Origin of the sequence: Paenibacillus sp. MMO-58 (assembly GCF_037146255.1) — a bacterium.
GTDB lineage: Bacteria > Bacillota > Bacilli > Paenibacillales > Paenibacillaceae > Pristimantibacillus.
In genome coordinates this window covers 61768-88455 of sequence record NZ_JBBCVY010000011.1, presented here as the reverse complement: position 1 = coordinate 88455, position 26688 = coordinate 61768, and the positions used below count along the sequence as shown (strand labels likewise).

At 49.4% G+C, this 26688-nt stretch carries 25 protein-coding genes; 7 read left to right on the top strand and 18 right to left on the bottom strand.

The genetic code is table 11. The annotated features are described in order from the left end of the window. The first annotated feature begins 108 nt into the window (after nucleotides 1-108). On the top strand, nucleotides 109-405 hold the full coding sequence (locus WFJ73_RS26380; protein ID WP_336775928.1) for a hypothetical protein: 297 nt from the start codon (nucleotides 109-111) through the stop codon (nucleotides 403-405). Nucleotides 406-444: 39 nt separating this feature from the next. Here WFJ73_RS26380 and WFJ73_RS26375 read toward each other — a convergent pair whose 3' ends face one another. The 3 genes from WFJ73_RS26375 to WFJ73_RS26365 all read right to left on the bottom strand — a co-directional run bounded on the left by WFJ73_RS26375 (nucleotide 445) and on the right by WFJ73_RS26365 (nucleotide 1612). Further along, complete coding sequence (locus tag WFJ73_RS26375) at nucleotides 445-651, bottom strand: cold-shock protein (protein WP_132312856.1); 207 nt, start codon at nucleotides 649-651, stop codon at nucleotides 445-447. A gap of 79 nt (nucleotides 652-730) precedes the next feature. Beyond that, the gene (locus WFJ73_RS26370) at nucleotides 731-931 is read right to left on the bottom strand and encodes a cold-shock protein (RefSeq protein WP_012772304.1); all 201 of its coding nucleotides are present in this window, start codon (nucleotides 929-931) and stop codon (nucleotides 731-733) included. Between the two features lie 144 nt (nucleotides 932-1075). Further along, nucleotides 1076-1612 (bottom strand): hypothetical protein, encoded by a 537-nt coding sequence (locus tag WFJ73_RS26365; RefSeq protein WP_336775927.1) that lies wholly within the window; start codon nucleotides 1610-1612, stop codon nucleotides 1076-1078. Between the two features lie 138 nt (nucleotides 1613-1750). Here WFJ73_RS26365 and WFJ73_RS26360 point away from each other — a divergent pair, with 138 nt between their 5' ends. Then, nucleotides 1751-2038, top strand: coding sequence for a hypothetical protein (locus WFJ73_RS26360; protein WP_336775926.1), 288 nt, complete (start codon nucleotides 1751-1753; stop codon nucleotides 2036-2038). 158 nt (nucleotides 2039-2196) lie between these two features. On the opposite strand, the gene WFJ73_RS26355 is transcribed toward WFJ73_RS26360, so the two are convergent. The 15 genes from WFJ73_RS26355 to WFJ73_RS26290 form a co-directional block, all read right to left on the bottom strand. Next, a complete protein-coding gene (locus WFJ73_RS26355; protein WP_336775925.1) occupies nucleotides 2197-2982 on the bottom strand; it encodes a TatD family hydrolase in 786 nt (261 codons plus the stop codon). Between the two features lie 2 nt (nucleotides 2983-2984). Then, entirely contained in the window at nucleotides 2985-3554 is a 570-nt protein-coding gene (locus WFJ73_RS26350; RefSeq protein WP_336776052.1) for an RNA 2'-phosphotransferase, read from the bottom strand. A gap of 143 nt (nucleotides 3555-3697) precedes the next feature. Next, nucleotides 3698-4126: an alpha-L-rhamnosidase C-terminal domain-containing protein gene (locus WFJ73_RS33485; RefSeq protein WP_442955993.1), complete on the bottom strand. Its 429-nt coding sequence runs from the start codon at nucleotides 4124-4126 to the stop codon at nucleotides 3698-3700. Then, complete coding sequence (locus WFJ73_RS26345; RefSeq protein WP_336775924.1) at nucleotides 4057-6408, bottom strand: family 78 glycoside hydrolase catalytic domain; 2352 nt, start codon at nucleotides 6406-6408, stop codon at nucleotides 4057-4059. The genes WFJ73_RS33485 and WFJ73_RS26345 overlap by 70 nt, the downstream gene beginning before the upstream one ends. Before the next feature lie 290 nt (nucleotides 6409-6698). Further along, nucleotides 6699-6986, bottom strand: a complete 288-nt coding sequence (locus WFJ73_RS26340; protein WP_336775923.1) for a hypothetical protein — start codon at nucleotides 6984-6986, stop codon at nucleotides 6699-6701. A gap of 34 nt (nucleotides 6987-7020) precedes the next feature. Beyond that, the gene (locus WFJ73_RS26335) at nucleotides 7021-7683 is read right to left on the bottom strand and encodes a DUF2625 family protein (protein ID WP_336775922.1); all 663 of its coding nucleotides are present in this window, start codon (nucleotides 7681-7683) and stop codon (nucleotides 7021-7023) included. A gap of 82 nt (nucleotides 7684-7765) precedes the next feature. Beyond that, the gene (locus tag WFJ73_RS26330; protein WP_336775921.1) at nucleotides 7766-8632 is read right to left on the bottom strand and encodes a phosphorothioated DNA-binding restriction endonuclease; all 867 of its coding nucleotides are present in this window, start codon (nucleotides 8630-8632) and stop codon (nucleotides 7766-7768) included. Beyond that, the gene (gene mutT, locus WFJ73_RS26325; RefSeq protein WP_336775920.1) at nucleotides 8622-9020 is read right to left on the bottom strand and encodes an 8-oxo-dGTP diphosphatase MutT; all 399 of its coding nucleotides are present in this window, start codon (nucleotides 9018-9020) and stop codon (nucleotides 8622-8624) included. The genes WFJ73_RS26330 and mutT overlap by 11 nt, the downstream gene beginning before the upstream one ends. Nucleotides 9021-9032: 12 nt before the next feature. Continuing rightward, nucleotides 9033-12194, bottom strand: coding sequence for a DUF3427 domain-containing protein (locus WFJ73_RS26320; protein ID WP_336775919.1), 3162 nt, complete (start codon nucleotides 12192-12194; stop codon nucleotides 9033-9035). Between the two features lie 84 nt (nucleotides 12195-12278). Next, the gene (locus WFJ73_RS26315; RefSeq protein WP_336775918.1) at nucleotides 12279-13553 is read right to left on the bottom strand and encodes a hypothetical protein; all 1275 of its coding nucleotides are present in this window, start codon (nucleotides 13551-13553) and stop codon (nucleotides 12279-12281) included. Nucleotides 13554-13930: 377 nt separating this feature from the next. Then, entirely contained in the window at nucleotides 13931-14779 is an 849-nt protein-coding gene (locus WFJ73_RS26310) for a MurR/RpiR family transcriptional regulator (protein ID WP_336775917.1), read from the bottom strand. Nucleotides 14780-14807: 28 nt separating this feature from the next. After that, nucleotides 14808-15569 (bottom strand): PHP domain-containing protein, encoded by a 762-nt coding sequence (locus tag WFJ73_RS26305; protein WP_336775916.1) that lies wholly within the window; start codon nucleotides 15567-15569, stop codon nucleotides 14808-14810. Then, entirely contained in the window at nucleotides 15541-16908 is a 1368-nt protein-coding gene (locus tag WFJ73_RS26300) for an ABC transporter ATP-binding protein (protein ID WP_336775915.1), read from the bottom strand. Before WFJ73_RS26300 ends, WFJ73_RS26305 begins: the two co-directional genes overlap by 29 nt. Nucleotides 16909-16910: 2 nt before the next feature. Further along, entirely contained in the window at nucleotides 16911-18737 is a 1827-nt protein-coding gene (locus tag WFJ73_RS26295) for an ABC transporter permease (RefSeq protein ID WP_336775914.1), read from the bottom strand. A gap of 21 nt (nucleotides 18738-18758) precedes the next feature. Next, a complete protein-coding gene (locus tag WFJ73_RS26290; protein WP_336775913.1) occupies nucleotides 18759-19982 on the bottom strand; it encodes an ABC transporter substrate-binding protein in 1224 nt (407 codons plus the stop codon). Nucleotides 19983-20225: 243 nt separating this feature from the next. On the opposite strand from WFJ73_RS26290, the gene WFJ73_RS26285 reads away from it, so the two are divergent. The 5 genes from WFJ73_RS26285 to WFJ73_RS26265 all read left to right on the top strand — a co-directional run bounded on the left by WFJ73_RS26285 (nucleotide 20226) and on the right by WFJ73_RS26265 (nucleotide 26590). Then, a complete protein-coding gene (locus WFJ73_RS26285; RefSeq protein WP_336775912.1) occupies nucleotides 20226-20666 on the top strand; it encodes an oxidoreductase in 441 nt (146 codons plus the stop codon). Nucleotides 20667-20683: 17 nt separating this feature from the next. Further along, nucleotides 20684-21631, top strand: a complete 948-nt coding sequence (locus WFJ73_RS26280; protein WP_336775911.1) for a helix-turn-helix transcriptional regulator — start codon at nucleotides 20684-20686, stop codon at nucleotides 21629-21631. A gap of 66 nt (nucleotides 21632-21697) precedes the next feature. Then, nucleotides 21698-22237 (top strand): DinB family protein, encoded by a 540-nt coding sequence (locus tag WFJ73_RS26275; protein ID WP_336775910.1) that lies wholly within the window; start codon nucleotides 21698-21700, stop codon nucleotides 22235-22237. Between the two features lie 486 nt (nucleotides 22238-22723). After that, on the top strand, nucleotides 22724-24901 hold the full coding sequence (locus tag WFJ73_RS26270) for an amidase family protein (RefSeq protein ID WP_336775909.1): 2178 nt from the start codon (nucleotides 22724-22726) through the stop codon (nucleotides 24899-24901). Between the two features lie 57 nt (nucleotides 24902-24958). Further along, a complete protein-coding gene (locus WFJ73_RS26265; RefSeq protein WP_336775908.1) occupies nucleotides 24959-26590 on the top strand; it encodes an S-layer homology domain-containing protein in 1632 nt (543 codons plus the stop codon). Nucleotides 26591-26688: the final 98 nt, after the last annotated feature.

Genomic DNA, 26688 nt, shown 5'->3' with positions numbered 1-26688 from the left:
CATCCTATGTAAAGAATCCTCTTATATGATAACGATTCTCATAATTACTGTCAATTTTCCGCATAAGATCCGCCTTTTTGCCTAAAGCTGTAGGTAGAGGTGAACCATATGATCTTTATCATCGGAGCAGGGCTCGCCATAGCCGCCGCAATTGTCGGATGGATCAGCTACCGGAGCCAAATGGGCAAATCCGTCTTGGGCGGTCTCGCCGCCATCGCGATCTTCCTGGCCTCCACCGTCATCGCCACTTCCGCCACCCGTACCATTTTGGACAATACCATATACATGACCGAGATCCACTCTGTGCTGGGGTCGCCGACTTTCATCATCAGTACGGGATACTTGATGGTGTACGGCATTGCGCGGATGGTTGTGGGGATTGGGCGCGGGGCGGCCCGGACATAAAAAAAAGCATCTCCTGGCTCAGGAGATGCTTTCGTTCTTCTATTTCTGATAGCTGTAGCTCGTATTCGCCACCACAGCCAGCATTCGTTCTTCCTTGATCATCGGGGATTGGCATAGGAAGCACACGGGAGCTTCGGATAATGAGAAGTTATCCCTCATCCATCCCTTGCATTGCTCGCTAGAGCATGACCATACCACTGTTAATTCAGTAGGCAGTTCTTCAGCCGTCTTTTTCCGAGAATACATTCATATCCCTCTTTCCTCTGATCTGTAATAATGAAAAAAAGCCCCAAACCTTGAAGTCCGGGGCATTTTTTACGTAATCCTACAGTTTTACAACGTTTTCCGCTTGAGGACCACGGTTGCCTTGTACGATGTTGAACTCAACGCGTTGACCTTCGTCAAGGGATTTGAAGCCGTCGCCTTGGATAGCGCTGAAGTGTACGAATACGTCGTTGCCGCCTTCAACTTCGATGAAGCCAAATCCTTTTTCTGCGTTAAACCATTTAACTGTACCTTGTTCCATGTTCAATTACCACCTTGTATATGATTTACATGACATTCTTATTTTGTTCAAAAAATAAAAAATTCACATATCGTGCAGGATTATTTCCTTTGATAAAAATAACCCTCTACGAGATGTGAATTCAGGTCACGTTTAATAAATTCATTATAGCACATCCAAATGGAAATAGCTAATACCAATGGAACCCATTAGGAAAAAAACATTAATTCTGCCTAACGGCGAGGTTTTTATCGGGAAAATGGACGAGAAATAGGCTCCGGAGGCGAAGAGAATCTCATGTGAAAGCGTCTTTTCATCCACGATCAGCAGCTCATCGTAGCCCCAATCATCAAAACCTCTGTGGTCAAGCAGGTCGGGCGGATCCATCGTGATTCCGATCCTGCTGATATGGTTATAAACCAAAGTCCATTCGTCTTGGACACCCGTAACGGTGATATACAAGTCAACAACCTTATCGTCATGCACTTCGGATTGCACGAGCTTATATTCCTTGAGGTCATAGTCATGGAAACTGAAGGTATGAAAAAATTCATACAGCTCCTTGCCCAACCTGCCCTCCAGCTTCAAGTACTCTGTCCAGTACTGCTGATCGTTCACCTTCCACTCTGCATCCGCTCGCTTTTGCACTTCCGGATCGCCTGAATTGATGGCTGACCAAAGGCTGGATTTGAAATATTTCATTCGAATCATCTCCTTCGCCTAAGAAACATTTTTCTATCCGATGCGTTATTATAGGCAACCCGCAGCAAACTTCGAATTGAGGTGACCCATGAAAACTTTAGATGGCCTCTAGCTTCCCCCTAAGGAGGTTAGAGAGTTATGAGCAGAAGTTTCAAGAAATCACCTGCATGGACGGATCATACTACACCGAATACCATTTGGGCTAAAAGACAAGCCGCAAAAACCGTACGCCGCTTCACCGCCGATAGTTCAAACGGGAAATGGTACCGAAAGCTGTACTGTCCATGGAATATTTGCGATTACCGTTTCTACAAAACGAAACAACAAGCCATTCAAGAATGGGAGACATCCCGATGCCCCAGAGATCTGGCAAAGACCCGGGCCGAGGTCATCAACGAATGGGCCAAGTGGTACAAAAGAAAATGAGAAAACCTCTATCGAAGCCTTTCGAAGTTGAGTGACCGCGTTTAGAGGTGGTTTTATCGCCAAATAGAATTTTCATTTTCTCCTGCCATCAAAAATTTATAAATTCTATTGTGGCAAGATGCGTCGGTCAAGGGAAGCCCGGCGCTTCTTTTATATGCTTAGATGCGGAAAAAGGCTTTCGCCGTCTGCGTAGTTGCCAGTGCCACCTCTTCCGCCGGTTTTCCGATACACTCCGCAACCGCCTGCAAAATATGCGGCAGGATGGCCGGTTCATTCCGCCCGTCTTTCGGCTTCTCCTTCAAATCCCTAGGCGTCAGGAATGGCGCATCCGTCTCGATCATCAGCCGGTCCAGCGGAATCATCCGCACCAGATCCCGGAGATGCTTGCCTCTCCGCTCATCGCAAATCCAGCCCGTAATCCCGATATGGTAACCCATCTCCAGATACGCCTTCAACTCCTGCACCGTACCTGTAAAGCAATGCACGACGGCATTTTTCACGCTATGCTCCTTCAGCATCCCGATAAAATCCGACGACGCCTCCCGTTCATGAAGGAACAACGGCATATCCAGCTCAAGCGCCAGACGAATCTGCTCTCCGAACCATTTCCGCTGCACGTCCCTCGGCGAGAAGTCCCGGTTGTAATCCAGCCCGCATTCCCCGATCGCAACAACCTGCGGCATCGCCGCTAACTCGCGCAGCTTCGCAATTGTCTCTTCATTGCAATTCTTCGCATCATGCGGATGTACGCCAGCTGTGGAATACAGCTTCCCGGAATATCTCCCGGCATAACGAGCCGCGTCCACACTGTTCCTTAAGCTAGTGCCGGTGATAATAAGAGGCGTGACATGATTCTCCGCCGCTCTGGCAACAACTTGTTCACGATCCTCATGGAAAGATCGGTGCAGCAGATTAACACCGATATCTATAATGGAATTTGTCATCGTTATCTACTCCCTTTTTCCTGCTCATAGACCGAGCAGCAATCTGCCGGAACACGGTCCGCCAGCCATACCTCGTTGCCTGCAAAGTAGAAGACGACGCCCGCTTCTTTTGCACGCGACGTATTTATCTTCAAAATCACAAGCTTCCCCCTGCGGCTTCCCGCCAGCGTTGCAAAATGAGTCCCCTCCGACAAATGCACATACTGACGGTTCATCGGTTGAAGCCCCTCTCCCAAGATGGACGGCAAGGCCTTCCTGTTGGTGCCGTGATAGAGGATTGCTGGCGGATCGCCCGCCGTATATTGGACTCGATCGTGACTATGCCCATATCTTGCCCGAATACGTCCATCCTCGATGGCAAAACGCTGCTTTTCCGAGTTGTGGACGACCTGCTCTATATCTTCCATTGTGATCCCAGCCCATTTGGGCTGAGCTTGTATCGCCTCTAACAGAACGTGCATCCCGCAGGAACCATCCTCCGGATCAAGGCTGACCCCGAATTGCTCCGGCGTATGCCGAAGGATCTTCGTCATTAATTTGCTTAAGCTTTGTTCCATGGCCTGATTCAGCATGGCTTTCACTTCGCTTTCTCCATTAAACTTCCAGTCATTTCATTATAGCCCCTTCCTAAGATGCGTGGGCAGGATTAATCGGATTTAGCCAAACGTTCCCATTAAAAAAGCCTGAACCAATGAGGATTGGCTCAGGCATTATTTTACTCGGGATTTACGGTCACATGGAACTCATATCGACCCGAACCTAGAGTGACGACGATATCGTTCGGCTCCGTCCTCCACTGAATTGTATCGGGTGAAAATTGATCTGTATCAGATGACGGCCATATGGTACGGTTGTATCCTTTTTCGAAAATGGACGTTATAAGGACATTGCCGCTTTTTATAGGAAAATAAAACTCTCCCGAGCCGTTAGGCGGGATTTGGAGCTCACAGGCCCAACTGCTCCTATCTTCTCTGGACCAGCGAATGGCATACTGACCCTGAATAGTATGAACCGATGCAGACGCATGGTTTAAATTTGAGGTTTGGAACGGTTTAAAGACAACCTGGCCGAATGCTACGGAATCGGGATGCGGAGCCAACCCGGCAACATGCTTGTAGAACCAGGAGCTGACGCTTCCGAACATCGGATGATTATGAGAGTCATGTCCGTCCCAGATTCCCACAGGGTGGTGGCGCCGTTTTCAATCATGTAGCCGTAGCCGGGGTAGTCTTTTGCCGTGACCATCTTTAACGCTAGATCCGTCTCCCCCCGCTCGCTAAGAAGCCCAAACAAGAAGAATGTCCCGAATATGCCCGTGTCCAAATGCCCGCCTTGATCATCCCTGTAATGCCTAAGCACCCGCTCCCACACTTGATCCTCGTAACCCTCGGGAACGCAGCCAAGAACCAGCGGGAACAGATCCGCACCCTGCCTACCTATGGAATAAGTGGCGGTTTCGGGATTGAAAAACGCCTCGTTAAACGCTGCGCAAATAAGATCAAACAGCTCCGCGTAATGTTTCGAGTCCTCTTCATGACCAAGCACCGCGGCAGCCTTGGACATCATTTTCACCGTGTAGGCATAGTAGAACGTACTCACTAGAGTTGGAGGAAGCTCATTCGCTCCCGGGATACACCAATCCCCCAGGAACCAGCTGTCCGGTTCTTCGAATTCAACTAGATGACCTCCGCGATTACGCGTACCTAGATAGTAGATCCAGCTTTGCATCCCTTCATAATGCTCAGCGAGCAGACGACGATCCCCATACATGCGATACATCGTCCACGGCATAATGATATACGCGGATCCCCAAGCGACTCCGCCCCCGCCCCCGTTAAACGGGGCCGTATGCGGGACAAAGCCGGTCCTTTTGTTCTGCGAATCACTGATGTCTTCAATCCACTTGGCGTAAAATGCAGCCATATCAAAGTTGTAACTCGCCGACTCCGCTGTCAGGTGTCCGTCCCCTGTATATCCGAGTCGCTCGCGATGCGGACAATCGCTTGGCACGCCGCCATGCATATTCGTAAGCTGCGACCAGCGATACGCGCTTTGCACTTGATTAAGTAAAGGATCAGAGCAAGAGAACTCGCCGGTAGGTTCGACCGAAGCATGAACAACGATGCCCTCGAGATCCGTTAGGTTCGGTACTCCGGGATATCCGGTAACCTCCACATAACGAAAACCATGCCAGACAAATCGGGGTTCGTATTGCTCTATTCCTTCGCCTTTCATGATGTAAGTATCGGACTGGATTTGGTCGTCCCCACCGCAGCTCAGCGTATCTAGCGCGCCATCGGCGCTGAGATTTTCCGCAAACTTCAGCGTAACCTGCTGCCCGGTATCTCCTTGCATGCGAATGCGCACCCAGCCCGAGAAGTTCTGACCAAAATCAAAGATGTAGGTATGAGGTTGCGGCTCAGCACAGGAGATTGGTTTGAGCGTGCTGATCTTTTTATCCCGAGGAGACATTTGAGCCGTCAGTTGACCCTTCGGAGAACGAACCAAGCGGGCCTGCTCCCAGGACGAATCGTCAAACCCCTGGTCATTCCAACCCGGCTGCTCCAGCCTGGCATCATAGATCTCTCCGTAAAAAATATTATTGAACACAATTGGCCCGGAGCTGCATTTCCAGCTTTCATCGCTGCGGATGAAATCCACCGTACCATCCTCGTAGGTAATGGTTAACTGCAAGATTAACTTAGGAGCGCCATAACGCATTTTGCCCTCAATCGTTCTCTCCGTCTGATTGTAGAAGCCGTTTCCCAGCATCACTCCAATTGCATTCTCGCCTTGCCGAATATTGTCCGTTACAGTGTACTGAAGATAATTAACCCTCTTGGACGTCTGATCGTCGAAAGGATACAGCAGCCCTTCGATCTTGCGATCATCATAATCCGTCCAGTTTGGAACAAGGACATGATCACCGACTCGATTGCCGTTCATATACAGCTTGAAGTAACCCAGTCCTGAGACGGAAATGGAAGCCCGCTTAACTGCTTTATGTATGTGGAAGGAGGTTCTGAATAATGGCGATGCGATTGTCTCATCTGCACCTATCCACTGTGCGGTCCATTCATCCGGGCTCAGTATACCCATCTCGAAAAAAGCAGCCTCTTCAGCTTCATATAGCTCTCCGTCCTGATCCCAGCATTTGACCGTCCAGTAACAGCGTTGTCCGCTAGTTAGTGATCTGCCAGCATACTCGACGTGAAAGGTCTCGGCAGATTCGACTTTGCCCGAATCCCATAGCTTACCGATTCCGGAGAGCGCATCCTTTTCACTCTCGGATACGATAATCTGATAGGCAGCCAACTTCCGGTTGCGTTTGGAAGATTCTAATTCCCAGCTGAAGCGAGGCTGGGTTGTTTGTATGCCAATGGGGTTGTGGTTGTACTCACAGCGTAATCGAACGATTTTTTGCATGATCGTAGTCCCCTTTAGTAAAGGATGAATGGCCGTGTATTCGTTTTCAAGAATAAATAAAGTTGGTATACCTAGACGTTGTTTATTACAGATATAATAGCATACCAACCTAACCGCATGAACCACAAAACTCATACAAACCTGAACAAAAAGTCTAAAGTATAAAGTTGTAAAACCTCTGCTTAAACATAAAAAAAGCCACATTGTATGTGGCTTAACTCTCTATATTCAAGTAACTTACCATATTCTGTTACTCAAAAGAATAGAATAATATGTACCTAAGCTACATGTTATCTTTGCGCTCTGATCCACTCACTATCTTTCGTTTCTCTCCATGCAACCCACCCCAAGGGAAGATTGGCGAGGCTAGTCAAACTTGGGTCTATATCGACCATCTGTTTTAACGATATTAGACGTGCCTCTTCTTCGATTACATCATCACCATCAAGAAACTGCCACATTCCATCTTCTTCGTCATGTGTCACATACAGAACTGGGCTTTCAAGCTTCATTATTTTATCTAAGGTTATGACAGCCACATTTTTAGGATCTTCAAATGCCCATTTTCTTTTAAACATATCTTCACCCTTTTTATTGGAATATTAGATCCCCTTACAGAGCGTTCATAAATTCATTTTGTACTTCCCATAATTCCTTCATAGTGACTGCTTTTTTATGAGCGTTATTAACTTCTTTACCTTCTTTACTCCAGAGATAAGGGTAAATCAAAATTCCCTCTTCAAGGGAAAGCTTCTCTACATCCTGTTCCCAGCCATACCATCTGAAGGATTCATAATACAGATTCAGATCACCAAATAATGACCAGTTAATAAAATCCGTATAAGTCATTTCAGTATCTTCCCATTCCAGTGTATCAGGAGCAAGATAGTACACACTGTGTGACTTAGGATCAAAGGCTCCATTATTAATTGCGAAAAATCCTCCGACTACATCATAGGCAACAATTAGCCCACCGATTAAAGGATATTTTATTTTTGAGGTGGATTGTTCATTCCAAGATATTAATGAATTGTTCAACTCTTTGTTTCCAGAACCTAAAACTCTCAACCATCCCCTATCAATAAGCAGCCCCCCGCATTCTAAAGCGATTGCTCCCATGGTCGATTTGTTAGAAATTTGGAGGCGGTACAAAGCTAATTCACCATCTCCCCTCTCATTGGCAACAATCGTTACTTTGTTATCCGAGTCAGCAATCCAGGCTTGAATGTCAGACCAAGCATTTTCTTTATAAATAAGTTCAGATAGTGGTTTCATAAGTTTTTCCTCTAATTTAGTTTTGAACTTTCTTTAAGAAAAAGCTCAACCATCTCACTGGCTGAGCTTTTATAAGAATCTCCTAAACCTTATACCGCGCCGGACCTCTAAACACTTCTCGGAAATGCCAATGAACGAAGTTCTCCTTCGGCATATAGTCCGGATTAATCGGTTCGCGAACCTTGTGACCATGGTATCTCATGAGCCACTCGTTAAAACCGTTTGTGCCATGGGCTTGTTCCGCAACTAGCAGCTCCCGCTCCTCGGTTATTGTAAAAACGCCACGATCGAAAAGCTTATGGTGCAAGGAACATAGCGCAATCCCGTTATCCTCTTTGTCAGGCCCACCGGCTTGATGCCATTGGATATGGGCAGCATCTATTGCGACTAGATTATTACCCAACCGAACATTAAAACCGCACACCGCGCAGCTGTATTCATAAGCTTTAAGAATACGATCTCTAAAGTTCGGGTCACGCGGCCTTTTCCGCTTAATAGATAAGTCGAGTCCAATCTCGTCCAGAATATCCTGATGAATACTATCCGGAAAATGTTCCGTTAGCAGGATCTCCGCCAACTCCTGAGTAAGAGAACTATTGTGGCGAAGCAGCTCAAGCACCTCGCTGTTAAAACCACCGGATACATGTTCCATTAACAACAGCTTATCCGAGAAGTTCTTCTTATCTACGGATTGACTAAGCTCCCATATCCCGTCGGTGGAAAGCCTAACAAAAGGCTCCTCCGGATGATAGGACTTTCTCGCCGGACCAAACTCAACAAGCAGCTTCTTCAGCTTCTCTCTTACCCTCTCATAAGGCAAAGTGGTATGCTGCTGTTGCAACTGAGCTAAGCTTAACAGGATTAACAATGGCTTATGCGGAGCGCGCTGACCGTTCTTTTTCCAGATGGACAGGTTCGCAATTCTTTCTTTAAGCTCATTAACCTCCATGCTGCTTCCCTACTTCCAGCATCTCAACAAACGGTATATCTGCCGGAGCAAACGTAAACTCCCCGAGTTCGGCAGCAGCGATCCAACGGTACTCATCATGATCAACCAGCATGATCTCACCACTCACGAACGTCGCTTTATAAGCAATCAGCCTGATATGAGTTGCCCCATAGTGATGATCATTAACCCCAAAATAAGCATAGGGATTAATCTCGATATGCATCTCCTCAAGCAACTCTCTTTTAAGACAAACTTCTGCCGTCTCGCCCGCTTCAATCTTGCCGCCGGGAAACTCCCACATGCCCGCTTGAGACTTCCCTTGCTTCCTTCTCGCGATCAGAATCTGACCTTGTCCATTCTCAATAATAGCTGCCGCAACTTCTATCATTTCATTCACGTCCTAAACAATCGCTTTATTCGCCGCTGGCACAAGGGCTGGCGGCATTTCGGTCTTGAGTCTCCACACGAAGCTCATCGGCTTATTTCCTTCATGTCTGACGTACTCCGTTTCACCCAGGAAAATAAACGGAGACGTGTAGTTATTCTCTTCCTTGTATTCCCGAACAAACAAAGCAATACGAGTCCCGAGCTTGCGATGATGAATATATCTTTGCGCGGTTTTCGACTCTTCCGACGTACGGCTCTGCGTTTGCCAATGGAACAACCGCTCGTTAATGGCATAGTCCTCATAAAGCGTAGACGGCGAAAAATCTTTATCCGACTTATTTAACGTGATGAAGAAAATATCCGTTTCTTTATCGTCGAAATATTTTACCCCTTCGCGAAAAGCCGGCGACTTCGCCTCATTCCAATAACCAAACGCGGCCAGCACCTGATCCGTCGAATAGCTGCAATGCACATCTAACGGACAAGCATAAGGGAAAGCATTCGAATCATCCACGAAGCTAATATGCGACTCGTTATATTGCAGAATCTCCAGCAGCTCTTCACGGAACTGAGAACAGCCCACAATGGTGCGAATACCATGCTCGATGCTATCGAACCCATTCTTCTTAGGCTCTGACCGGTAAAACGTATAATAGAAAAGATTCAGCATAAGCTGCTCTTCTTCGGTACTTGCTTGTTTTTCGCCCGAGAAATAAGCGATGAGGAATCTCAGCAATCTCCGGGAATTGAGACTTAGGAGCGCCGGAATTCGCTTCGTTAAATAATCCCCATTTTCGAACTCGAATGGCTCAAGAAGCTCCGCTTCTACCATCAGCCCTCGGAAGGTACGGTTACCCGTTCGGCCTCCGTAGAGCTCATAAATGCTCATGCCATGATAACGCAGGAAATTCACTATAGTAAGCTTTTGCCCCGAATCGCCTTCAAAATACTTCATCTTATGAATGAGACTGCGACGATTATTGGTCGCTTGCTTCAGATTCCGCAGGATGTAGTCGCGAGCGACCTTCTCCAGCTGAATAAAGCTGCCTCTAGGCAGACTCGAAAAGCCATGCTCCACATAGTGCTGGACGGAATGCTTCGTTTTACCGAGCAACGCCCGCAGCTTGTCGTGGAAGTTATAATCCTTGTGAGCTTGTCCGATAAAATCAAGGACGGTCAGGCACTCTTTTCCCTCGGCTAAGCGAAGTCCCCGGCCCAATTGCTGCAAGAACACGGTCAAACTCTCCGTTGGACGAAGGAACAGCACCGTGTTCACCTCTGGAATATCCACGCCTTCGTTGTACAGATCAACAACAAAGACCATTTTGATCTCGCCGCGAACCAGCCTGCCCTTCACTTGATCCCGATCCTCATCGCTGGAGCCGCCATGTAAGGCAATTGACGGAATACCCGCTTCATTAAATACCTTGGCCATATAGAGAGCATGCTCAACGCCAACGCAGAATCCGAGCCCTTTGACCTCATCGAGGTCGGTCACATACTTCCTCAAGCTATTGAGGATTTGCGTCGCCCGGATTTTATTGTTCGTAAACAGATTTTCCAGCTCGGACTGGTCATATCCCCGTCTGGTCCACTTCACCTGCGAGAGATCCACATGATCACTCACGCCAAAATACTGAAAAGGACATAACAGCTTCCGATCTATCGCATCAGTCAGCCGGATCTCGGCTGCAATCGTATCGTCAAAGTAGCGCAGCACATTCTTGCCATCCATCCGTTCAGGCGTAGCCGTTAAGCCAAGCAGGATCTGAGGCTGGTAATGAGCAAGCAGCTTCTGATAAGAAGGTGCCGCAGCATGATGGAATTCGTCCACGATGATGAAGTCGTAGTAATCCGGCGTTGTAACTTCGGTTAGTTTCATCGAGTTAAGACTCTGGATGCTTATAAAAAGATGCTCAAGCGACTTTGCTTGATTGCCGCCAACATGGAGCTCACCAAAGTTCAGATCCTTCAGGATAAAACGGAACGTGTCCAAGCTCTGCTTCAGAATCTCCTCGCGATGAGCCACGAACAACAGCCGCGCACGTTGCGGGTTCCGCTGGGCAAATCGTCGATAGTCAAAAGCCGAAATGACCGTTTTCCCAACGCCAGTCGCAGCCACAAGCAAGTTCTTATGCCTGCCGTATAACGTCCGCTCCGCTTCTAGCTTCTCAAGAATCTCCTTCTGATAATCATAAGGCTGGATGCTGAACTTGAAGAACATGGCGTCTTGGGCTTGGTCTTTGGAGTGGTTTTTGCCAAGTGCTTGTTTGAGCTGCTCCTCATGGGCAGAGTTATCTCCAGAAAAATCGGAAAACTCACGGTCATTCCAATAGCTCTCAAAGGTTGCTTCGATCTTCTTGAGAACGTCGTAGGAATCCTTCTCTGTCACCTTCAAGTTCCATTCCAGTCCACTTGTAAGAGCAGGGTTGGAAAGATTCGAAGAACCCACATAGGCCGTCGTAAAACCGGTGTCCCGCTTGAAAACATAGGCCTTGGCATGAAGCCTCGTTCGAGTGGAGTCGTAGGAGATTTTGATCTCCGTATTCGGCAGCTTGCTTAGCTCCATAATGGCCTTGAAGTCCGTGGCCTCCATATATGTAGTCGTGATAACCCGCAGTTGCCCGCCTCTAGCAGTGAACTGCTCAAGCTGTTCAATCATACAGCGAAGGCCGCTCCATTTGATGAAAGACACTAGAAACTCAATACGGTCCGACGTGAGGATCTCATGCTTCAGCTCACTGAGCATGTTCGGCTCAGCGTGTGAACCCGTGAAGAGTGAACTTTGGGAGAGTGGAGTCGTCGGGCGCAGCACCTTCTCTTCCTTAACCGCACGAATAGAGTTGAGCTTCGCATAAACATAGGTCAACACTTCCCCTTGTTCAGCGAGCTGCAACTCTTCAAAGTCTTGCTGGTCTAATGCGTTTTTGAGGGTGGAGATAATGTCGTTACAAGCACGGACCTGGGCGAGTACGGCCTCTTCGTCGGTATCGGAGTTTTCTCGTACTGCCTTCAAGGCCCGGCGTGTAACGGTGGCGATATAGTTAGAGAGCAGCTTGCGTGCTTCTTCTGGATCAAGGGCTTCTTTACCGATGTCAAAAGCAGAGGTGTCCAGTGAAGCTAGCTGCTGTAAGGTTACGTTGTTGATGAGTTGTTCGTAGAGACCTTGCTTCATGGGGAGCACCTCTAAATTGCTCAAAAGTAAAATCAAAGGAAAAAAATAAACAATCGAAGGACAGCATTTCAATCCAATATATTCCTACTTAACAGTTGAAAGATTTTTATTAATTCTGATAGTCATTAAATCCTCAACCTCTTCATCATGATTACTTTCAAATTGCGTTAATCCTCGCATGTAAATTGTCTTCCTACCAAAAATATAATAATCAATACTTCTTGCTGGTTCTCCACGGAATGAGCCCGTGTACTTGTATTCTAATTCAATTATATCTTCCCTCGTCTCCTTCTCATTGACCAAAGGAATTAATTTTATTTTAAATCTTAATTCTTTCATTCCTGTTGGGTACACAATTTCATTATCATTAATGAAACAATTCTCTCCTGTTGCAACTTCTGATACCTTAAAATCATGATACCAGCCAACTTGTTTCTTTAAAGAGAAAGGATGCACCCATTCCCTAACTATTTCCTCATGTACTTCCTGGGAGGAATCTATGTTTAATGAGAAATTGGGATCAATAAATAAATTTTTTAATTGTCCACTGCTGTTATTCAATGCATCTTCCTTCTCCCTAACTTTACAAATAGCCTCAACAGAAGTAAAAACCAATTTATAATTATTCACAGGGATTGCCACACTAATTCGCATAGTATTACGAGTGTCCCCTGTTTTACTTAGATTAAGTATAGGTGTTATCTGCAAGCTAGTCCCTGCCAACAATAACGTATGGATCTTAATTTTATTTTTTAACACAAAATTAACGTTTAATAAATTATTAATAGAAGGTAATTCAGTAATCTCGACAGGTTTTTTAAATCTATCGAACATCATACTGAAAAATAACAGTATAATAAGGCCAAAGAAGAATACAAACCATGCGAGAATATGTACGGTCATAGTGGGATACATTTGACCTACGTATATACTCCATGATAGTGCAATAAATGCTAATGCAGCTTTAAATAAAGTTATAACAGAATCGATGTAACTTTCTTTATGCGATACATTTGCATATTCAAATAGTAATGCATCTATTTTTTTACTTAATTCAAATGGATTTTCCTCTGTTTTATGTTCTTTAATCATTGACCAGTATACTTCACGAGTTTTTTCTATTCTTTGTTGTACATTTAAAGAAACAAATATTGCTACAAGCCCCACAAGGGATAAAATCCCGCCAGTAATAGCTAAAACTATATCCTTATCATCGCTTATTTTTAAATGCTTCAATAGCATTGGGGGTAACAATGAAGCCCTATTAGCAATAATAATTGCTATTAGGATAAATAGAGGATAAAAAAATTCAAAATATTTACTTCGAACATTTTTTTCAATATTCTTTAGAAGCTTCAAAATAATTCCTCTCCCGTTATTAACTAATTCAAAAGTGACTATATATTGCTACTCTTTGCACCATCTTTTTATCACTTCATTAAAGGATCATCCTCTTGAGAATTTAATATCTCATGAAGCGTCTTATTAAATTGATACAGAAATCCGGATATTGCATAGTCAGCAGTAGTTGACAAATCTATTCCCCCCTGTTTACTTTCTACATTTTACCATGCCCCTTTATTGCCTAACACCTGAATTTGGCGAAATTTGTAACATTATTGCTGTTTGAAGTAGTTAATTTGAATCATTACGATTAACTGATATCAATTTATTATCAAGAATTTATAAATAAAGAACCCCACCACTTATTGGTTCGAGTTCTTTCGATATGCTCCCTAGTTTCGTACTAACTTAAACCGCTTCGGCAACAACTTCGCATACTTCCTTCTCAACCGATGCAGCTCCTCGCTCCCCGCAAGCGCAGCTTGCTCCCGCTCTTTCCCTACCGCGACGATCAATGCCTCGATGACGGCGATCGGAGCCACCATCGAGTGGAATTCCCAGAGTTGGCCGCGGGCGGTGAAAAGGGAGATGTCGGCTTTGGCGAGCATGGGGCTGACGGCGAGGTCGGTGATGAGCAAGGTGCGGCAGCCGCGTTCGCGGGCGAAGTCGAGCAGGACGGCCATCTCCGGGGATTCGGAGACGAAGCCGAAGATGACGATGACGTCCTCCGGACCGATCGGCACCATGCTCTCAAACAGCTCGTGACCGCCGCGGTCCAGGCGGCGGACGTCGGCGCCGAAGCGTGATAAGCGGAAGTCCATTAATGCGGTTAAGCATTCGGCGGAGCCGGGACCGTAGATATGGACGGTGCCCGCTTTAGCGAGCAACCCCACTGCCGCATCAAACGCTGCTTGATCAATACGATCAGCGGTCTGCTCAATATACTCCGCTACACCCAGCACATTAGCGGCGGCACCGCTTTCCCCGCCTACCTTGTCAAAAGCAGACTGCAGCTTCCGGGCAGGAGAAAGCAGCGCCTCGTCCTTGACGCGCTGCTTGAATTCCTTCAGGTTCTTCGAGCCGACCTCGGCCCAGAAGCGAGAGACAGTGGAGACGCTCACGCCGCATGCCGCCGCGATATCTTCCTCTATCATGAACGGTACATCGTCCATGTTCTTGCTTATATAATCCGCGATCCGCTGGTGACCGCGGGTGAGCTTTGCATGTTCAAATTGCATCATAGCTACGATTCTCCCCCGTCCGCCCCTGTTAGACTACAACTTCGACTTTCTTCTTGAGCAGCTTCTTCACGTAATTCGCCGCGCGCACCTGCAGATCAAGGCTTGGCGAAATCACGCGCTTGTACGCTCCGTCACGGATCGCTTCCTTCAGATCGGCTACGGTCTCAAAGTCTCCCTCGAACTGGTTGTATACGCAGCCCACCTGAAACATTTGGTGCGCGTCGCTTCCCGCGATAACCGGTACGCCAAGCTCGGCGCCAAGCGTCAGGACCTTTGCGATATTTTCTTGGATGCCGATCTCGTGCAGGTCTTTCCCGTTCAGGTCGAACGCATCGAACCGCTTGAGCAGCTCTTTGTCGATATGGTAGAGATGGTTGGATTCGCGGAAAGGATGTCCGCCGATGACCATTAGGCCGCGCGGATGGCAAAGTTCGAACAAGCGCTCCAGTCCAATAAAACGGTCCGCTGTCAGGTGATCCTCCAGCAACGCTCGTACTTCGAGCAGCTTATCCTTCGGACCGCTGACGAGGATATGGCCGCCTTCGGCTACGTCAACCTCCATGCCGGTGAACAGCTTGAATCCGTCGACATTGTAATAGTGGTTGTTGAAAGGGTACATTTTATCAAGCGTGCCGTATACGTCCTCGAAGCGATGCGTGTTAAAATGCTCCGTCAGCGTAATCGCGTCAAGGCCTTGAGCCTTTGCTTCATTGATCATGCTGTTGAAATGTTCAATCTCGAAGTTGGTTTTCTTCGAAAGTTTAACGTGAATATGAAAGTCGATTTTCATGAGTGGATTCCCCCGGTTCGTTGTTGTGATTCGCATATGGTAGTTCCATTCGGATACCTGTTTTCTTATCGTAAGCGTTCATCTGATTCTGACGCAGCACCGCGTACAGGGTAGTGCCCGGCTCATATTCGGATTCGCCGATGACGCGGGCCATTAAGGACATGCCAGCGGCGTCCAGCTGGACAAGCGTCTCCGCGCCGGATGGGAATACCGCCGACACGGACATGGCAATGCTCCCCGGACGGCGCTCCTCGTATAGTCGGATATCTTCTGGCCTGACGGTAAGCACCACTTCCTGCCCTCCCTCCATCTTCACACCACGTGCGGGGGGTAAAGATGCGGGAAGGCTGGCACCTCGCGTGAGAGGTGAAGGATTGGAGAGGCTGGCTCCACTCGTGAGCTGTGAAGGTTTCGGGAGGTTGGCACCGCTCACGAGATATGATGAAGGCTTAGCGACGCTGGCTCCACTCGCAAGAGTCGATGGTGCATGCACGTCATCTGTCCCCTGCCCCTCACCCGCAAGAGGAATCAACACCACCGGCGTCTCCAGCCAGCTTAATCCTTCCTCATCTGTACGGACAACTCCTTCCAGACGGTTCATCTGCATCCCCGCGCTTCCAATAAACTCGGCGACTTGAAGCGTTTTTGGACGCTTATAGAGCTCCCGAGGTTTATCCAACTGGACAATCTGTCCGCCGAAAAAGATCGCAACCTGCGTCGATAACGTCATAGCCTCATGCTGGTCATGCGTGACGTAGATGACTGTTGTGTTGAGCTCCTGATGGAGCCGCTTCAGCTCGGCGCGCATCTCGACGCGCAGCTTGGCATCGAGGTTCGACAGCGGCTCATCGAGCAGGAGAATATCCGGCTCGGTGACGATGGCGCGGGCGATGGCGACCCGCTGCTGCTGGCCGCCTGACAGCTCGCTTGGGTAGCGGCCGGCAAGCTCGGCGATGCGCATTTTGCCCAGCGCTGCCTCGACCTTTTCCCGTACAACCGCCTTCGCCAGCTTCCGTACCTGAAGACCAAAGGCGACATTTTCGTAGACGGTCATATGCGGCCATAACGCGTAGCTTTGAAAAACCAGGCTCAGCCTGCGCTTCGACGGCTCCATATGGAACTGGGTCTCCCCGTTTGCGACTTCTCGTCCGCTGATCGTGATCGTTCCGGCGTCGGCCTTTTGCAGGCCGGCGATGGTGCGGAGCAGCGTGGTTTTACCGCAGCCGGATGGCCCGAGGAACGTCATGAAGTCCCCTTGCTTGATCGTTAACTCAATATCTTGAAGAACCTGCTTCCCATCCAAAGCGACATGGATGCCCTGCAGCTCGATTGCGTTCATGGTTATTGCCCTCCAATCCCTTGGGTCAGGTCGGCTTTGCCGAACTTCACCGCGAGGAAATATACCGTAATGACGATCGCGATAATGATCATCAGGATGACGTTCGTCAGCTGCTCATAACCCTTCTCGGCATAATAGAAGGTAATGGTCGTCAGCGTCTCCGTGCGCGGAGTGATCAGCAGAATGATAAGCTCCATTTCCTTCATCGCCCCGATAAATACGAGGAGAAACGCCGACATTAAGCTTTTTCGGTTAAGCGGCAGCAGGATCCTTCGGAACCGCGTAAACCACGAAGCCCCGCTGATCTGCGCCGCTTCCTCCAGCTCCTTGCCGATCTGCAGCATCGAGGCACTGCCCGCTTTGACGGTGAACGGCAGTTCTTTTACAACGGTAATCAGAATGAGCAGCGTAATCGTTCCGTACAAGGCCGGAATAATCAGGGTTGGCTTCGCAAACATCGAGATATAGATCGCAGCAAGCGAGATACCCGGAATGAGATACGGCAGAAAAGATACCTGATCCACCATCCGCCCGATCCACGACTGCCTGCCTCTAGCAACAACGTAGCCCAAGATAAGCCCGATAACCGCCGCTATGACGGAGGCGGCCCCTGCGATGTACAGGGAATTTTTCAGCGCGAGCATAAAAATATTGTTTTGCAGGACGCCCTTCTCACCCGTGTTAATATTCGGATCGGAGCCGCCCCACCAGTAATGCGTGGTAAAGTTGCTGAACGAGTAGACGCCTTCCTTCAGCATAAAAGACTGAAACAGCAGCACAAGCAGCGGCACAACGGAGATCAGAATCATCACAAACGCTGCCGTCCCAGCCGCCGGATATCTCCAACGCCCAAGGGAGGTCAGCGTTCTGGCGCTGTCTTTGCCGGTTACGGTAACGAAGCTTTTTCTTCGCCCCACTACCCGTTGGTTTAGATAAATCGTCAGCATAGAGATCAGCATCAGCGTTAGACTAAGCACATTCGCTTCGGTCGTCAGCCTCGAGCGCATGCTGGAATAGAGCATGGTTGAGATCATATAGAAGTTCACAGGCGTGCCGAGCAAGGCCGGAACCCCGTAGGAGCTGATGGCCTTGGTGAAAATCAGGATAACCCCGGACAAAATCGACGGCAGCACCAGCGGAAACACAATCCGCCGCAGGATGGTCCATCTCGCCGCTCCCGTTACGCTTGCCGCCTCTTCAAGCTGACTGTTCATCGAGCTTAACGCCGCGCCAACAATAAGGAAGAAGAACACGCTGTCGTGAATCGACAGGGAGACCACGATCGGCACAAAGCCGTAAGAGAGCCAGTCCGGCGGAGACACATGGATAAGTGCCTCCATAATGCCGGGCGTTCCGCCGATCTTGCCGTTTTTGAAGAAGGTGAGCCAGGCCTGCGAAATAATCCAGGAAGGCAGCAGATACGGGATGACGGCCAGGAAAGCGATCGTTTTTTTCCAAGGAACATTCGTCCGCACGACCAGCCACGCCAGCCCGCATCCAATCAGCATCGACAGCGCCGAGACGGCGAAGCCAACGCCAAGGGAATTAAGAATCGGCTTGTAAAACAAATTCATGCTCATATCGCTCGCCAGCACGCGGGTCCAATGGTACAGCGTGAAATGCCCCGGGTTCGCTTCCCCCGTCAGACGGACATCCTGCTGCCTCCAGATGAAGGTCGTATACAGGATTTTCAGTACCGGCCAAGCGATCGTATACGCCAGGAAAGCCAGGGCTGCAAGCCCGATCAGATGCACGGGACTGGTCAGCCAGTTCGTCAGCCCGTTATAGATCCGCGTGCGCCTTACGGTTAGCGCCGGTTTGTTCGCCAATTCTCTCTCCACCTTGCTGCTTTATTTTTGCTTAATCCAGAAGTCGCGCACTTTCGGTGCGATCTTGTACAGGGCATCGCCGTCGAACAGCCACAGGTTCAGCTCCTCGAAGGAAATATCGTTCTTCGTCTTTACGTCCGAACGCGGTACCCACGAGCCCACTTCGTTAAACGGGGCAAGTCCTTCGCCCGTGCCGTCCTTCTCGCCCATCATCCAACGGATGAACAGCTTCGCGGCTGCTTCGTGAGGAGCTTTGTTCGCGATGAAAAAGTACCCGGAATCCGGAACCGATGTTTTCGGTTTAATGTCATAGATCGGAGCGATCGTCCAGCCCTTCTCTTCATTTTTCGATACGTCGCCCGACACCGCAAGGCCAAGGGCGTCGCTTTTGGCTTTGCCGATGGCGTCGAGAACGTCGTCGCTTCCTTTTAACACGATAAGGCCATTGTCGAACAGCTCTTTGATAAATTCGTAACCTGCGTTGTCCGTTCCGTTAAGTACGATGTCTTTGCCGAACTTCTCCTTGTAAGCCGCCGCCATGTCATCGCTGTTGATGACCATGGTCGTGAACAGATCCATAAATGCCGGGGAGCTGAGCGGATCGGCGGTGTAGACTTTGCCCTTGAACTCCGGAGTCGTCAGATCCCACCAGTTCGTTACGGGCGCTTCCGCGTATGTAGATTTATTGTAGAAAAGAGTCCGGAACTCCACGTAGTTCGCATAAGCTTCCGCCTGCGTGCGGTAAGGCTCGTCGACCATCGGCGCGATATCCTCCGGCAGGTATTTGATATAGCGGCCCGTCATCACCATCTCTTCCTCAACGGCTCCGCTGACTTCCTTCGTCAGAATAACGTCCGGGTTGAACTGCCCTGCGTCCTGCTCCTTCGTCACCTTGTCCATCATCTCGTCGGATTTCACCTTGCTCACTTCCACCTTGATGCCTGGGTATTGCTTCATGAAGGTCTCCGCCGCATCGTTCGCGCGTCCGGAGGTGGAGTAGACGATCAGCTTGCCCTCTTCCTTCGCTTTGGCGTACAATTCGTCAACCGATTCGGCTGCCGGTGCAGCGGACGGGTCGGTGGAAGGCGCCGCAGCATTTGCATTTGCGCTTGTTGGTGCATCTGTTGGCACCGCATCTGAGAGTGTATTCGAGCTCTTGTTGTCTTGGCCGCAGGCCGACATAATCGTCATGTCGGATGCTGCCGTTAGTAGGACTAAAGCTGTTTTTTTCTTCGAAATGAACATAAGGATAACTTCCTCCTAGTAGATGGGCTCTCCACGTCCTCATCTTTGTTTGTCTCTCGAGTTAGATGATAGAGCCCGATTGTAAGAGGCATGTTACGGCTATGTGGATTTTTAGTAAAAAACTATTATTTTTCACTTCATGAAAGTTTTTCTTCATTTTGAGGCGCGAGTGGTAAGTTGCTGAAATTGCGTTTCATTCGTAGAATTGTAAGAACATGGGGACCAATAGTGAGGAGCAGTAAGATGAAAATAAACCGCTTAGAGATGAAACCCGCAAGCCGTGCGGATTTCGGGCCAATTGCAGAAGGAGAAAAGAATACTCGATTCGCGGATCTTATCATCGATGGAAGATCGCTTTATCAGATACTAAAAACGTATGATATGGTCCCTTCCCTTGGCTGGATGAGTCAGGATTGTCAGAGAGAAATGATTGATTATTTCCTGCTTCGGAAGCCGCATGAAACCATGTGGTACAGGTATCCCGTCATGGTATGCTATTGGTGCGGTGATGAAGGTTGCGGGTACATTTCAATAAAAGTCGATAAAGAGAATAATATTATAACTTGGAAGAACTTTTTCCTTGAGCCTGATATGAAAAAGATTGATATCGGCCCTTTTTACTTTGAGTGGAATATTTATAGAAGTGTGATAAACAGTACGTTTGGCGTTGTGGGCATTCAATAGTTCAACGGAGGTAAAAAATGAACAAAACCGATCGGCAGCTCGCCATCATGCTTGAGCTGCAGCGGAGCAAGGTATTAAGAGCGGAGGATCTGGCCTCCCTATACGAGACAAGCGTGCGGACCATTTATCGGGACATTCAAGCCTTGAGCGAGATGGGTGTTCCGATCTTTGGCGCTCCCGGGCATGGCTACTCCTTGATGGAAGGCTATTTTCTGCCACCCATCGGATTTTCCGCTGAAGAAGCGGTGGCTCTGCTGATGGGCGCTGATTTTATCGAGCAGCGGCTGGATGGCGATTACGCAAGAGTAGCGAAGGCTGCGAGAAGCAAGATTGAAGCTATCCTCCCGGAGACTGTACGGGAAGAGTCGACACGCGTCCGGGAAACGATGCGGCTGCTAAATGCCGGAGAACCAAGAACCGGCTTGAAGGAAAAGGACATTCTCGGACAAGTGAGGCGAGCCATCCTGGAGCGTCGTAAAATCAGCTTCTCCTATAAGAAAAAGACGCCGGAAGCGGACGGCAACCGGGAGAGCACCCGCGAGGTAGCTCCGTACGGATTGGCTTTTGCCCAAGGTAATTGGATGCTGGTCGGGCATTGCGGGCTGCGTCAGGATATCCGCCATTTCCGGTTGTCGCGAATGACGGAGCTGGCCGTGCTCGACACACCGTTTGCCATGCCGCAGGGGTTCAACTTAAATCGTTACCGTCCGCAGGATGACCGCAATGAGCATATATGGATTCGGGCTAACCCGGAGATCGCCGACAAAATCGCCGAGACCGGCAACTTCTATATCGAGTCGGCCGAAGAGCGCGAGGACGGTCTTTGGGTACACCTGCGCGTTCGGGTGCCGGAGGAAATTCTTCCTCTTATCCTTAGCTGGGGCGGAGAGGTTGAGGTTATGGAACCGGAGTCTTTACGCTATCGTGTTCGGGAAGAAGCCGAAAAAATGTTAAAACGCTACTGACACACTGTTGTCAGTAGCGTTCTTTTATATTGGGAATATCCGAAATATTGAAGGAGTGTTTAAGCAATGAGAAGTACAACGGAAGCCCTGCAGGCATTTGAGAAATCGGTTGAACGGTATGTCGATGAACTGAACCGTATCAGCCTGGAGCAATTACTTGCTAAGCCAAGCGAGGAGGACTGGTCGATCGGGCAAATGTACGTCCATCTGATCCGTTCCGCTCAATACATGCATCTTCGCAACGTAGATCAATGCATCGCGGGAAGCGAAGCGGTGTTGGTAGGCACTGGAGTCAAAACAGAAAACGGCAAAGCTGCCTTTGAGCTTGGAAGCTTTCCGCCCATTCGAATCCGGGTTCCGGCTTCTCCGCAGTATACGCCTCAGCAGCCGGACAATAAGGAGCAGCTGATCGAAGGACTTCAAGACGTTGTGGAACGAATGAAACGTACGGAACCAGCCTTAATCCAAGCACCTCTTGAAAATACAGTTCCCCATCCCAACTTTGGAGCTTTAAATGCTGTCGAGTGGTTTTTGTTAGTCGAGATGCACTACAGACATCATTTCCTGCAGCTGGAACGGTTGAAAAGCTTTCTAAAAAATATATAAAAACAAATCAGCGTTGCCATTCCAATATGGCGACGCTGATTTGTTTTTATTTTAAGTCCACTTGCACAACCCTCTACTCGCTATCGTTTACGGAATTGCCCTTCGCAAAGAAAGCCCGCGTTTCCAGAGGCAGTCGAGACCTTTCGGTCTATGATTGCCTCTTTTTTATTTCTATTTCTTAAACCCTTGTGTTATAAAAATTAACATTTATATTACATGTTTTGCACTCTAAGGAGATCACTATTAAAAAACCGACTATAACGTTAAAAACAGAGGGTTTAAGCGGTTTCTTAAGCTTTTATCTCGTTTGATTTGCTTAACCAACTTAACTAATATTAGCGATAGATTAATAGAGAGATTCAAGGGAGAAACGTTTTATGTAACTTGTATGTCATATATAATTCAATTCTCTCTATCTCAACTGTTTACTAGGTTATTATATTTGACATTGATAGACTGGCCTATTGCCAACCCAAGGAGGACGCCATGATTAAACCGATTACGAAATTAGCCAGCCTTGTAATGCTAAGCACCTCGCTTCTTTTCACCCCGATCCTGGATACCGGCGCTTATGCCAGCGGCACAAGCACGCCAACCGCTCTGGAGCAGCCCCAAGCACAGGATCCGAAGGCGTTGGTTCAGCTCTCCGGCCCTGCTCTCACCTCGGTCGGCAACTCCTTCGACGTAACGGTATCGCTAACGGGCGCTACCGGCGATGCAACCGCAGGCAAATTCATTTTCGAATACGACCCGACTCAATTTGAATATTTATCCGCGACATCAGCCAATTCAGCCGTAAACATTGCCGGAATAAACGCCGAGTCCGGCAAGGTGACCATCGTAACCACGGATACAAAGGGCAGCCTCACAACGGCCGGCTCTCTCCTCACCTTGACCTTCAAAGCCAACACGGCTTCGGATCTAAGCGGAATAACCGGCACGGTTGAGCTTGGCATCGACGACGGAAGCACGGTTCAAACGCCGGAGGAATCGCTTGCCGTCCAGATTACGGGCGCAGCCGAGGGTGATCTGAATAATAACAGCGTAATCGACGTGGGCGATCTCTCCGTCCTGATCAAATACTTCGGTATTGCCTCGGATGATTCGAACTGGACGAAGGTTGCAAACGGCGATTTCAACAAAAACAATACCATCGATGTCCAGGATCTCGCCACCTTGGGCAAAAAGGTGCTCTACGACAACGGTCAGCCCTTCGAACTGATGGAAGCCGATATCATGAGCATTCAGAATGCCATGGCTGCCGGCAAATTGACTTCCGAGCAGCTCGTTCAGATGTATCTGGACCGGATCAATGAATACGACGATACGATCAATTCGCTTATCACGGTTAATCCGGATGCGCTGGCTACCGCCAAAGCGCTCGACGAAGAGCGCAAGGAGCAAGGTCCGCGCGGTCTTATGCACGGCATTCCGATCATCGTCAAGGATAACTACGATACGCTTGGCATGCCGACAAGCGCAGGCTGTACCTGCCTGAAGGACAACCAGACGGTGAGCGACGCCTTCATGATCAAGAAGCTGAAGGATGCCGGAGCGATCATCCTGGCCAAGGCCAACCTGAGCGAATTCGCGATTAACACGGACACGAACAGCTCGTTGGGCGGACAAACGTGGAATCCTTACAATATTAAACTAAACCCGGGCGGCTCCAGCGGCGGTACAGGCGCATCGCTTGCATCCAACTTTGGCGTAGCCGGTCTCGGCACCGATACAGGCGGTTCGATCCGCATCCCTTCGTCATGGAATAGCATTGTCGGCATCCGTCCAACGATTGGCCTGACAAGCCGCGACGGCATCATTCCGCTCGCGCTGTCCCAGGACGTAGGCGGACCAATGGCGAGAAACGTATCCGACGCAGCCATTCTGCTTGACGCGGTCAGCGGCTACGATCCGAACGATATCGCCACAGCAGGAAGCGTCGGCAGAAAGCCAGTCAGCTACACGAGATTTTTGGACAAGAATGGACTTAAAGGCGCCCGTATCGGCCTTGTCATGGACAGCAGCGTTACAGGCAGCAATCAGGAAGTGCTGGCTCTGCTTAATCAAGCTGCCCAGGATATGCGCGACCAAGGCGCAACGGTAGTTGGCGTTAATATTCCGAATATCGCCGATATTTTGAAATATCCGAGCCTCAGCGGTTATGAATTCAAATTCAACCTGAACGACTACTTGTCCAACACCAGGTTTGTCGACCCTAACGTGGTCCGCTATCATTCCCTGCAGGATATTATCAACTCGGGCACCGACTTCCTGTCGGTTCTGAAGAGCACGTTGACCACTCGAAACAGCGTCGAGTCGCTTGATACCCAGGAATACAAGGATATCGTGCTGTTCCGTCCGCGCACGACGCAGCAGTCGCTGCTTCGCTTGATGGCCGACAACAATCTTGACGCGATCTTATATCCTTCGACCTCGGGACCTGCCGGTTCCAGCTCCGGTAACGCGAACCGCCTGAGCCCATTCTCCGGCTTCCCGGCAATCAGCGTTCCGGCTGGTTACGTATCCAGCGGTCTGCCGGTTGGCATTGAGCTGCTTGGACGCCCTTACGAGGAAGGCGAGCTGATCAAGCTTGGCTATGCTTACGAACAAGCGACGCATCACCGTGAAGCGCCGACGTCGGTTCCTGCTCTGACCGGCAAATAATGCACAAGGCATTCGTTTTCGCCGGCGTTTTACTATACGAGAAAGGACGAACCTGTTATGGCGCGTAAAAGACTTTCCTTGCTTGCGACGATCTGCTTGGCGATAGCCATGCTCGTCCCCCAATATGCGATGGCCGCGGCTGATCCGCCCTCCTTTTCCGTCTCAACCGACAAAAACGCCCTGAACAGCGGCGATGAGGTCACCGTAACGGTAAAAGGAAGCAAGCTGCAGGATGTATATGCTTACGAATTGCATGTGTATTATGATTCCGATCTGCTGACGTTCAAGACGGGCAGCGAAAAGACGGCCTTGGTCGGCTTCAGCACGCCGGCCAAGGTTGTCGCGGACGGAGGAGGCGAATCCCATCTCGTATTCGCCCACACGAAGTCGGGAAGCTCGCCAGGCGACAGCGGCGATCTGGATCTGGCATCCTTCACCTTCACCGCAGCTGCCAACGGAAAGGCCGACGTCGAGGTCAGAAAGATCCGGCTCGTCGATTCGGAGCTGGCTTCAAATACAATCGACAGCCCCTCCGGCATCTCCATTCAAATCGGTTCATCGGGTGGCGGTTCAGGAGGATCCGGCGGATCCTCGGGCAGCTCGCCCGTCGAGCCGGCAGGAACCTTTACGGTGACAACCGATCAATTAAAGAATGGCAAACCGATTGAGGTACCGGCATCCGCTGCCGTGATCAAGCTGCCGTCCAATACGGACGAGCTGCTTGGAACAGGTACGCTGAGCATCGTCACCTCCGACAAAGCCGAGCTGGGCATACCTTCAAGCGTGTTCAGCGAACTGAAGACAAGCTTAACCGCCGCTCAACTGCAAGGCGGCTCGATCTCCCTTACTATCAAGCCGGTTGAAGGAGCAGCGAAGCCTGCACTCGGCACAGATACCAAGCTAAGCGGATACAGCTACGAACTGAAGCTGCAATGGATCGCTGCGGACGGCAAGACGTACGATCTGCATCAATTCAAGGAGCCCGTGACGCTTCGACTGCCGGTAGACGTTTCGATTAATCCGAAGCTGGCCTCCATCTTCTACCTCCCGGATAGCGGAGCTCCCGAGTTTGTTGGCGGGACGTACGGGAATGGCTTTTATGTCGCGCAGCTTTCGCATTTCAGCTCTTACGCGGTACTCGAGATCAACAAGAACTTCTCCGATGTCCCTAACAGCTACTGGGCATCCGGCGTGATTAAGGAGCTCTTCGCGAAACAGATTGTGACCGGCACGACGGCATCCACCTTCGAGCCGAACCGCAGCGTTACCCGCGCCGAATTTACCGCGCTGCTTGTCAGAGCGCTTGGGCTGAAGGCGGAAGGAACGCCTGCCTTTACGGATATTCCCGCAGGCGCTTGGTATGCTTCCGACGTTGCCGCCGCGTACAAAGCCGGTATCGTGCAGGGCGTAAGCAGCACGGCATTCTCCCCCGGCGCCAACATCACCCGCCAGGAGATGGTTACGCTCGCGATGCGAGGCTACGAATTAATGAAGGGCAAGCCTGCGTCCGTGACGGCCGAGCCATTCAAGGATGAGGCCTCCATCTCCGCTTGGGCGTTAGATAACGTCAAAAAAGCTGCGGCGCTTGGCATCGTTCAAGGGCGGGCAAAGGGCGAATTCGTTCCGCTTGGCACCTCGACCCGGGCGGAAGCCGCTCAAATGCTTTATGGAGTAATAAATAAGCTGTAAGCCCGGATCACCGGGAACATAGCCATTCGAATCTTCATCAGAACCGGAAGGGAATTTATTTCCCTTCCGGTTTTTTGTTTGTTTGCAACACCTTCAAA

Bases quoted from the DNA above. Each gene is read 5' to 3' on its own strand.
- WFJ73_RS26380 (WP_336775928.1), top strand. From the start codon at position 109: ATGATCTTTATCATCGGAGCAGGGCTCGCCATAGCCGCCGCAATTGTC.
- WFJ73_RS26375 (WP_132312856.1), bottom strand. From the start codon at position 651: ATGTATTCTCGGAAAAAGACGGCTGAAGAACTGCCTACTGAATTAACA.
- WFJ73_RS26370 (WP_012772304.1), bottom strand. From the start codon at position 931: ATGGAACAAGGTACAGTTAAATGGTTTAACGCAGAAAAAGGATTTGGC.
- WFJ73_RS26365 (WP_336775927.1), bottom strand. From the start codon at position 1,612: ATGAAATATTTCAAATCCAGCCTTTGGTCAGCCATCAATTCAGGCGAT.
- WFJ73_RS26360 (WP_336775926.1), top strand. From the start codon at position 1,751: ATGAGCAGAAGTTTCAAGAAATCACCTGCATGGACGGATCATACTACA.
- WFJ73_RS26355 (WP_336775925.1), bottom strand. From the start codon at position 2,982: ATGACAAATTCCATTATAGATATCGGTGTTAATCTGCTGCACCGATCT.
- WFJ73_RS26350 (WP_336776052.1), bottom strand. From the start codon at position 3,554: ATGCTGAATCAGGCCATGGAACAAAGCTTAAGCAAATTAATGACGAAG.
- WFJ73_RS33485 (WP_442955993.1), bottom strand. From the start codon at position 4,126: ATGTTCGGAAGCGTCAGCTCCTGGTTCTACAAGCATGTTGCCGGGTTG.
- WFJ73_RS26345 (WP_336775924.1), bottom strand. From the start codon at position 6,408: ATGCAAAAAATCGTTCGATTACGCTGTGAGTACAACCACAACCCCATT.
- WFJ73_RS26340 (WP_336775923.1), bottom strand. From the start codon at position 6,986: ATGTTTAAAAGAAAATGGGCATTTGAAGATCCTAAAAATGTGGCTGTC.
- WFJ73_RS26335 (WP_336775922.1), bottom strand. From the start codon at position 7,683: ATGAAACCACTATCTGAACTTATTTATAAAGAAAATGCTTGGTCTGAC.
- WFJ73_RS26330 (WP_336775921.1), bottom strand. From the start codon at position 8,632: ATGGAGGTTAATGAGCTTAAAGAAAGAATTGCGAACCTGTCCATCTGG.
- mutT (WP_336775920.1), bottom strand. From the start codon at position 9,020: ATGATAGAAGTTGCGGCAGCTATTATTGAGAATGGACAAGGTCAGATT.
- WFJ73_RS26320 (WP_336775919.1), bottom strand. From the start codon at position 12,194: ATGAAGCAAGGTCTCTACGAACAACTCATCAACAACGTAACCTTACAG.
- WFJ73_RS26310 (WP_336775917.1), bottom strand. From the start codon at position 14,779: ATGATGCAATTTGAACATGCAAAGCTCACCCGCGGTCACCAGCGGATC.
- WFJ73_RS26305 (WP_336775916.1), bottom strand. From the start codon at position 15,569: ATGAAAATCGACTTTCATATTCACGTTAAACTTTCGAAGAAAACCAAC.
- WFJ73_RS26300 (WP_336775915.1), bottom strand. From the start codon at position 16,908: ATGAACGCAATCGAGCTGCAGGGCATCCATGTCGCTTTGGATGGGAAG.
- WFJ73_RS26290 (WP_336775913.1), bottom strand. From the start codon at position 19,982: ATGTTCATTTCGAAGAAAAAAACAGCTTTAGTCCTACTAACGGCAGCA.
- WFJ73_RS26285 (WP_336775912.1), top strand. From the start codon at position 20,226: ATGAAAATAAACCGCTTAGAGATGAAACCCGCAAGCCGTGCGGATTTC.
- WFJ73_RS26280 (WP_336775911.1), top strand. From the start codon at position 20,684: ATGAACAAAACCGATCGGCAGCTCGCCATCATGCTTGAGCTGCAGCGG.
- WFJ73_RS26275 (WP_336775910.1), top strand. From the start codon at position 21,698: ATGAGAAGTACAACGGAAGCCCTGCAGGCATTTGAGAAATCGGTTGAA.
- WFJ73_RS26270 (WP_336775909.1), top strand. From the start codon at position 22,724: ATGATTAAACCGATTACGAAATTAGCCAGCCTTGTAATGCTAAGCACC.
- WFJ73_RS26265 (WP_336775908.1), top strand. From the start codon at position 24,959: ATGGCGCGTAAAAGACTTTCCTTGCTTGCGACGATCTGCTTGGCGATA.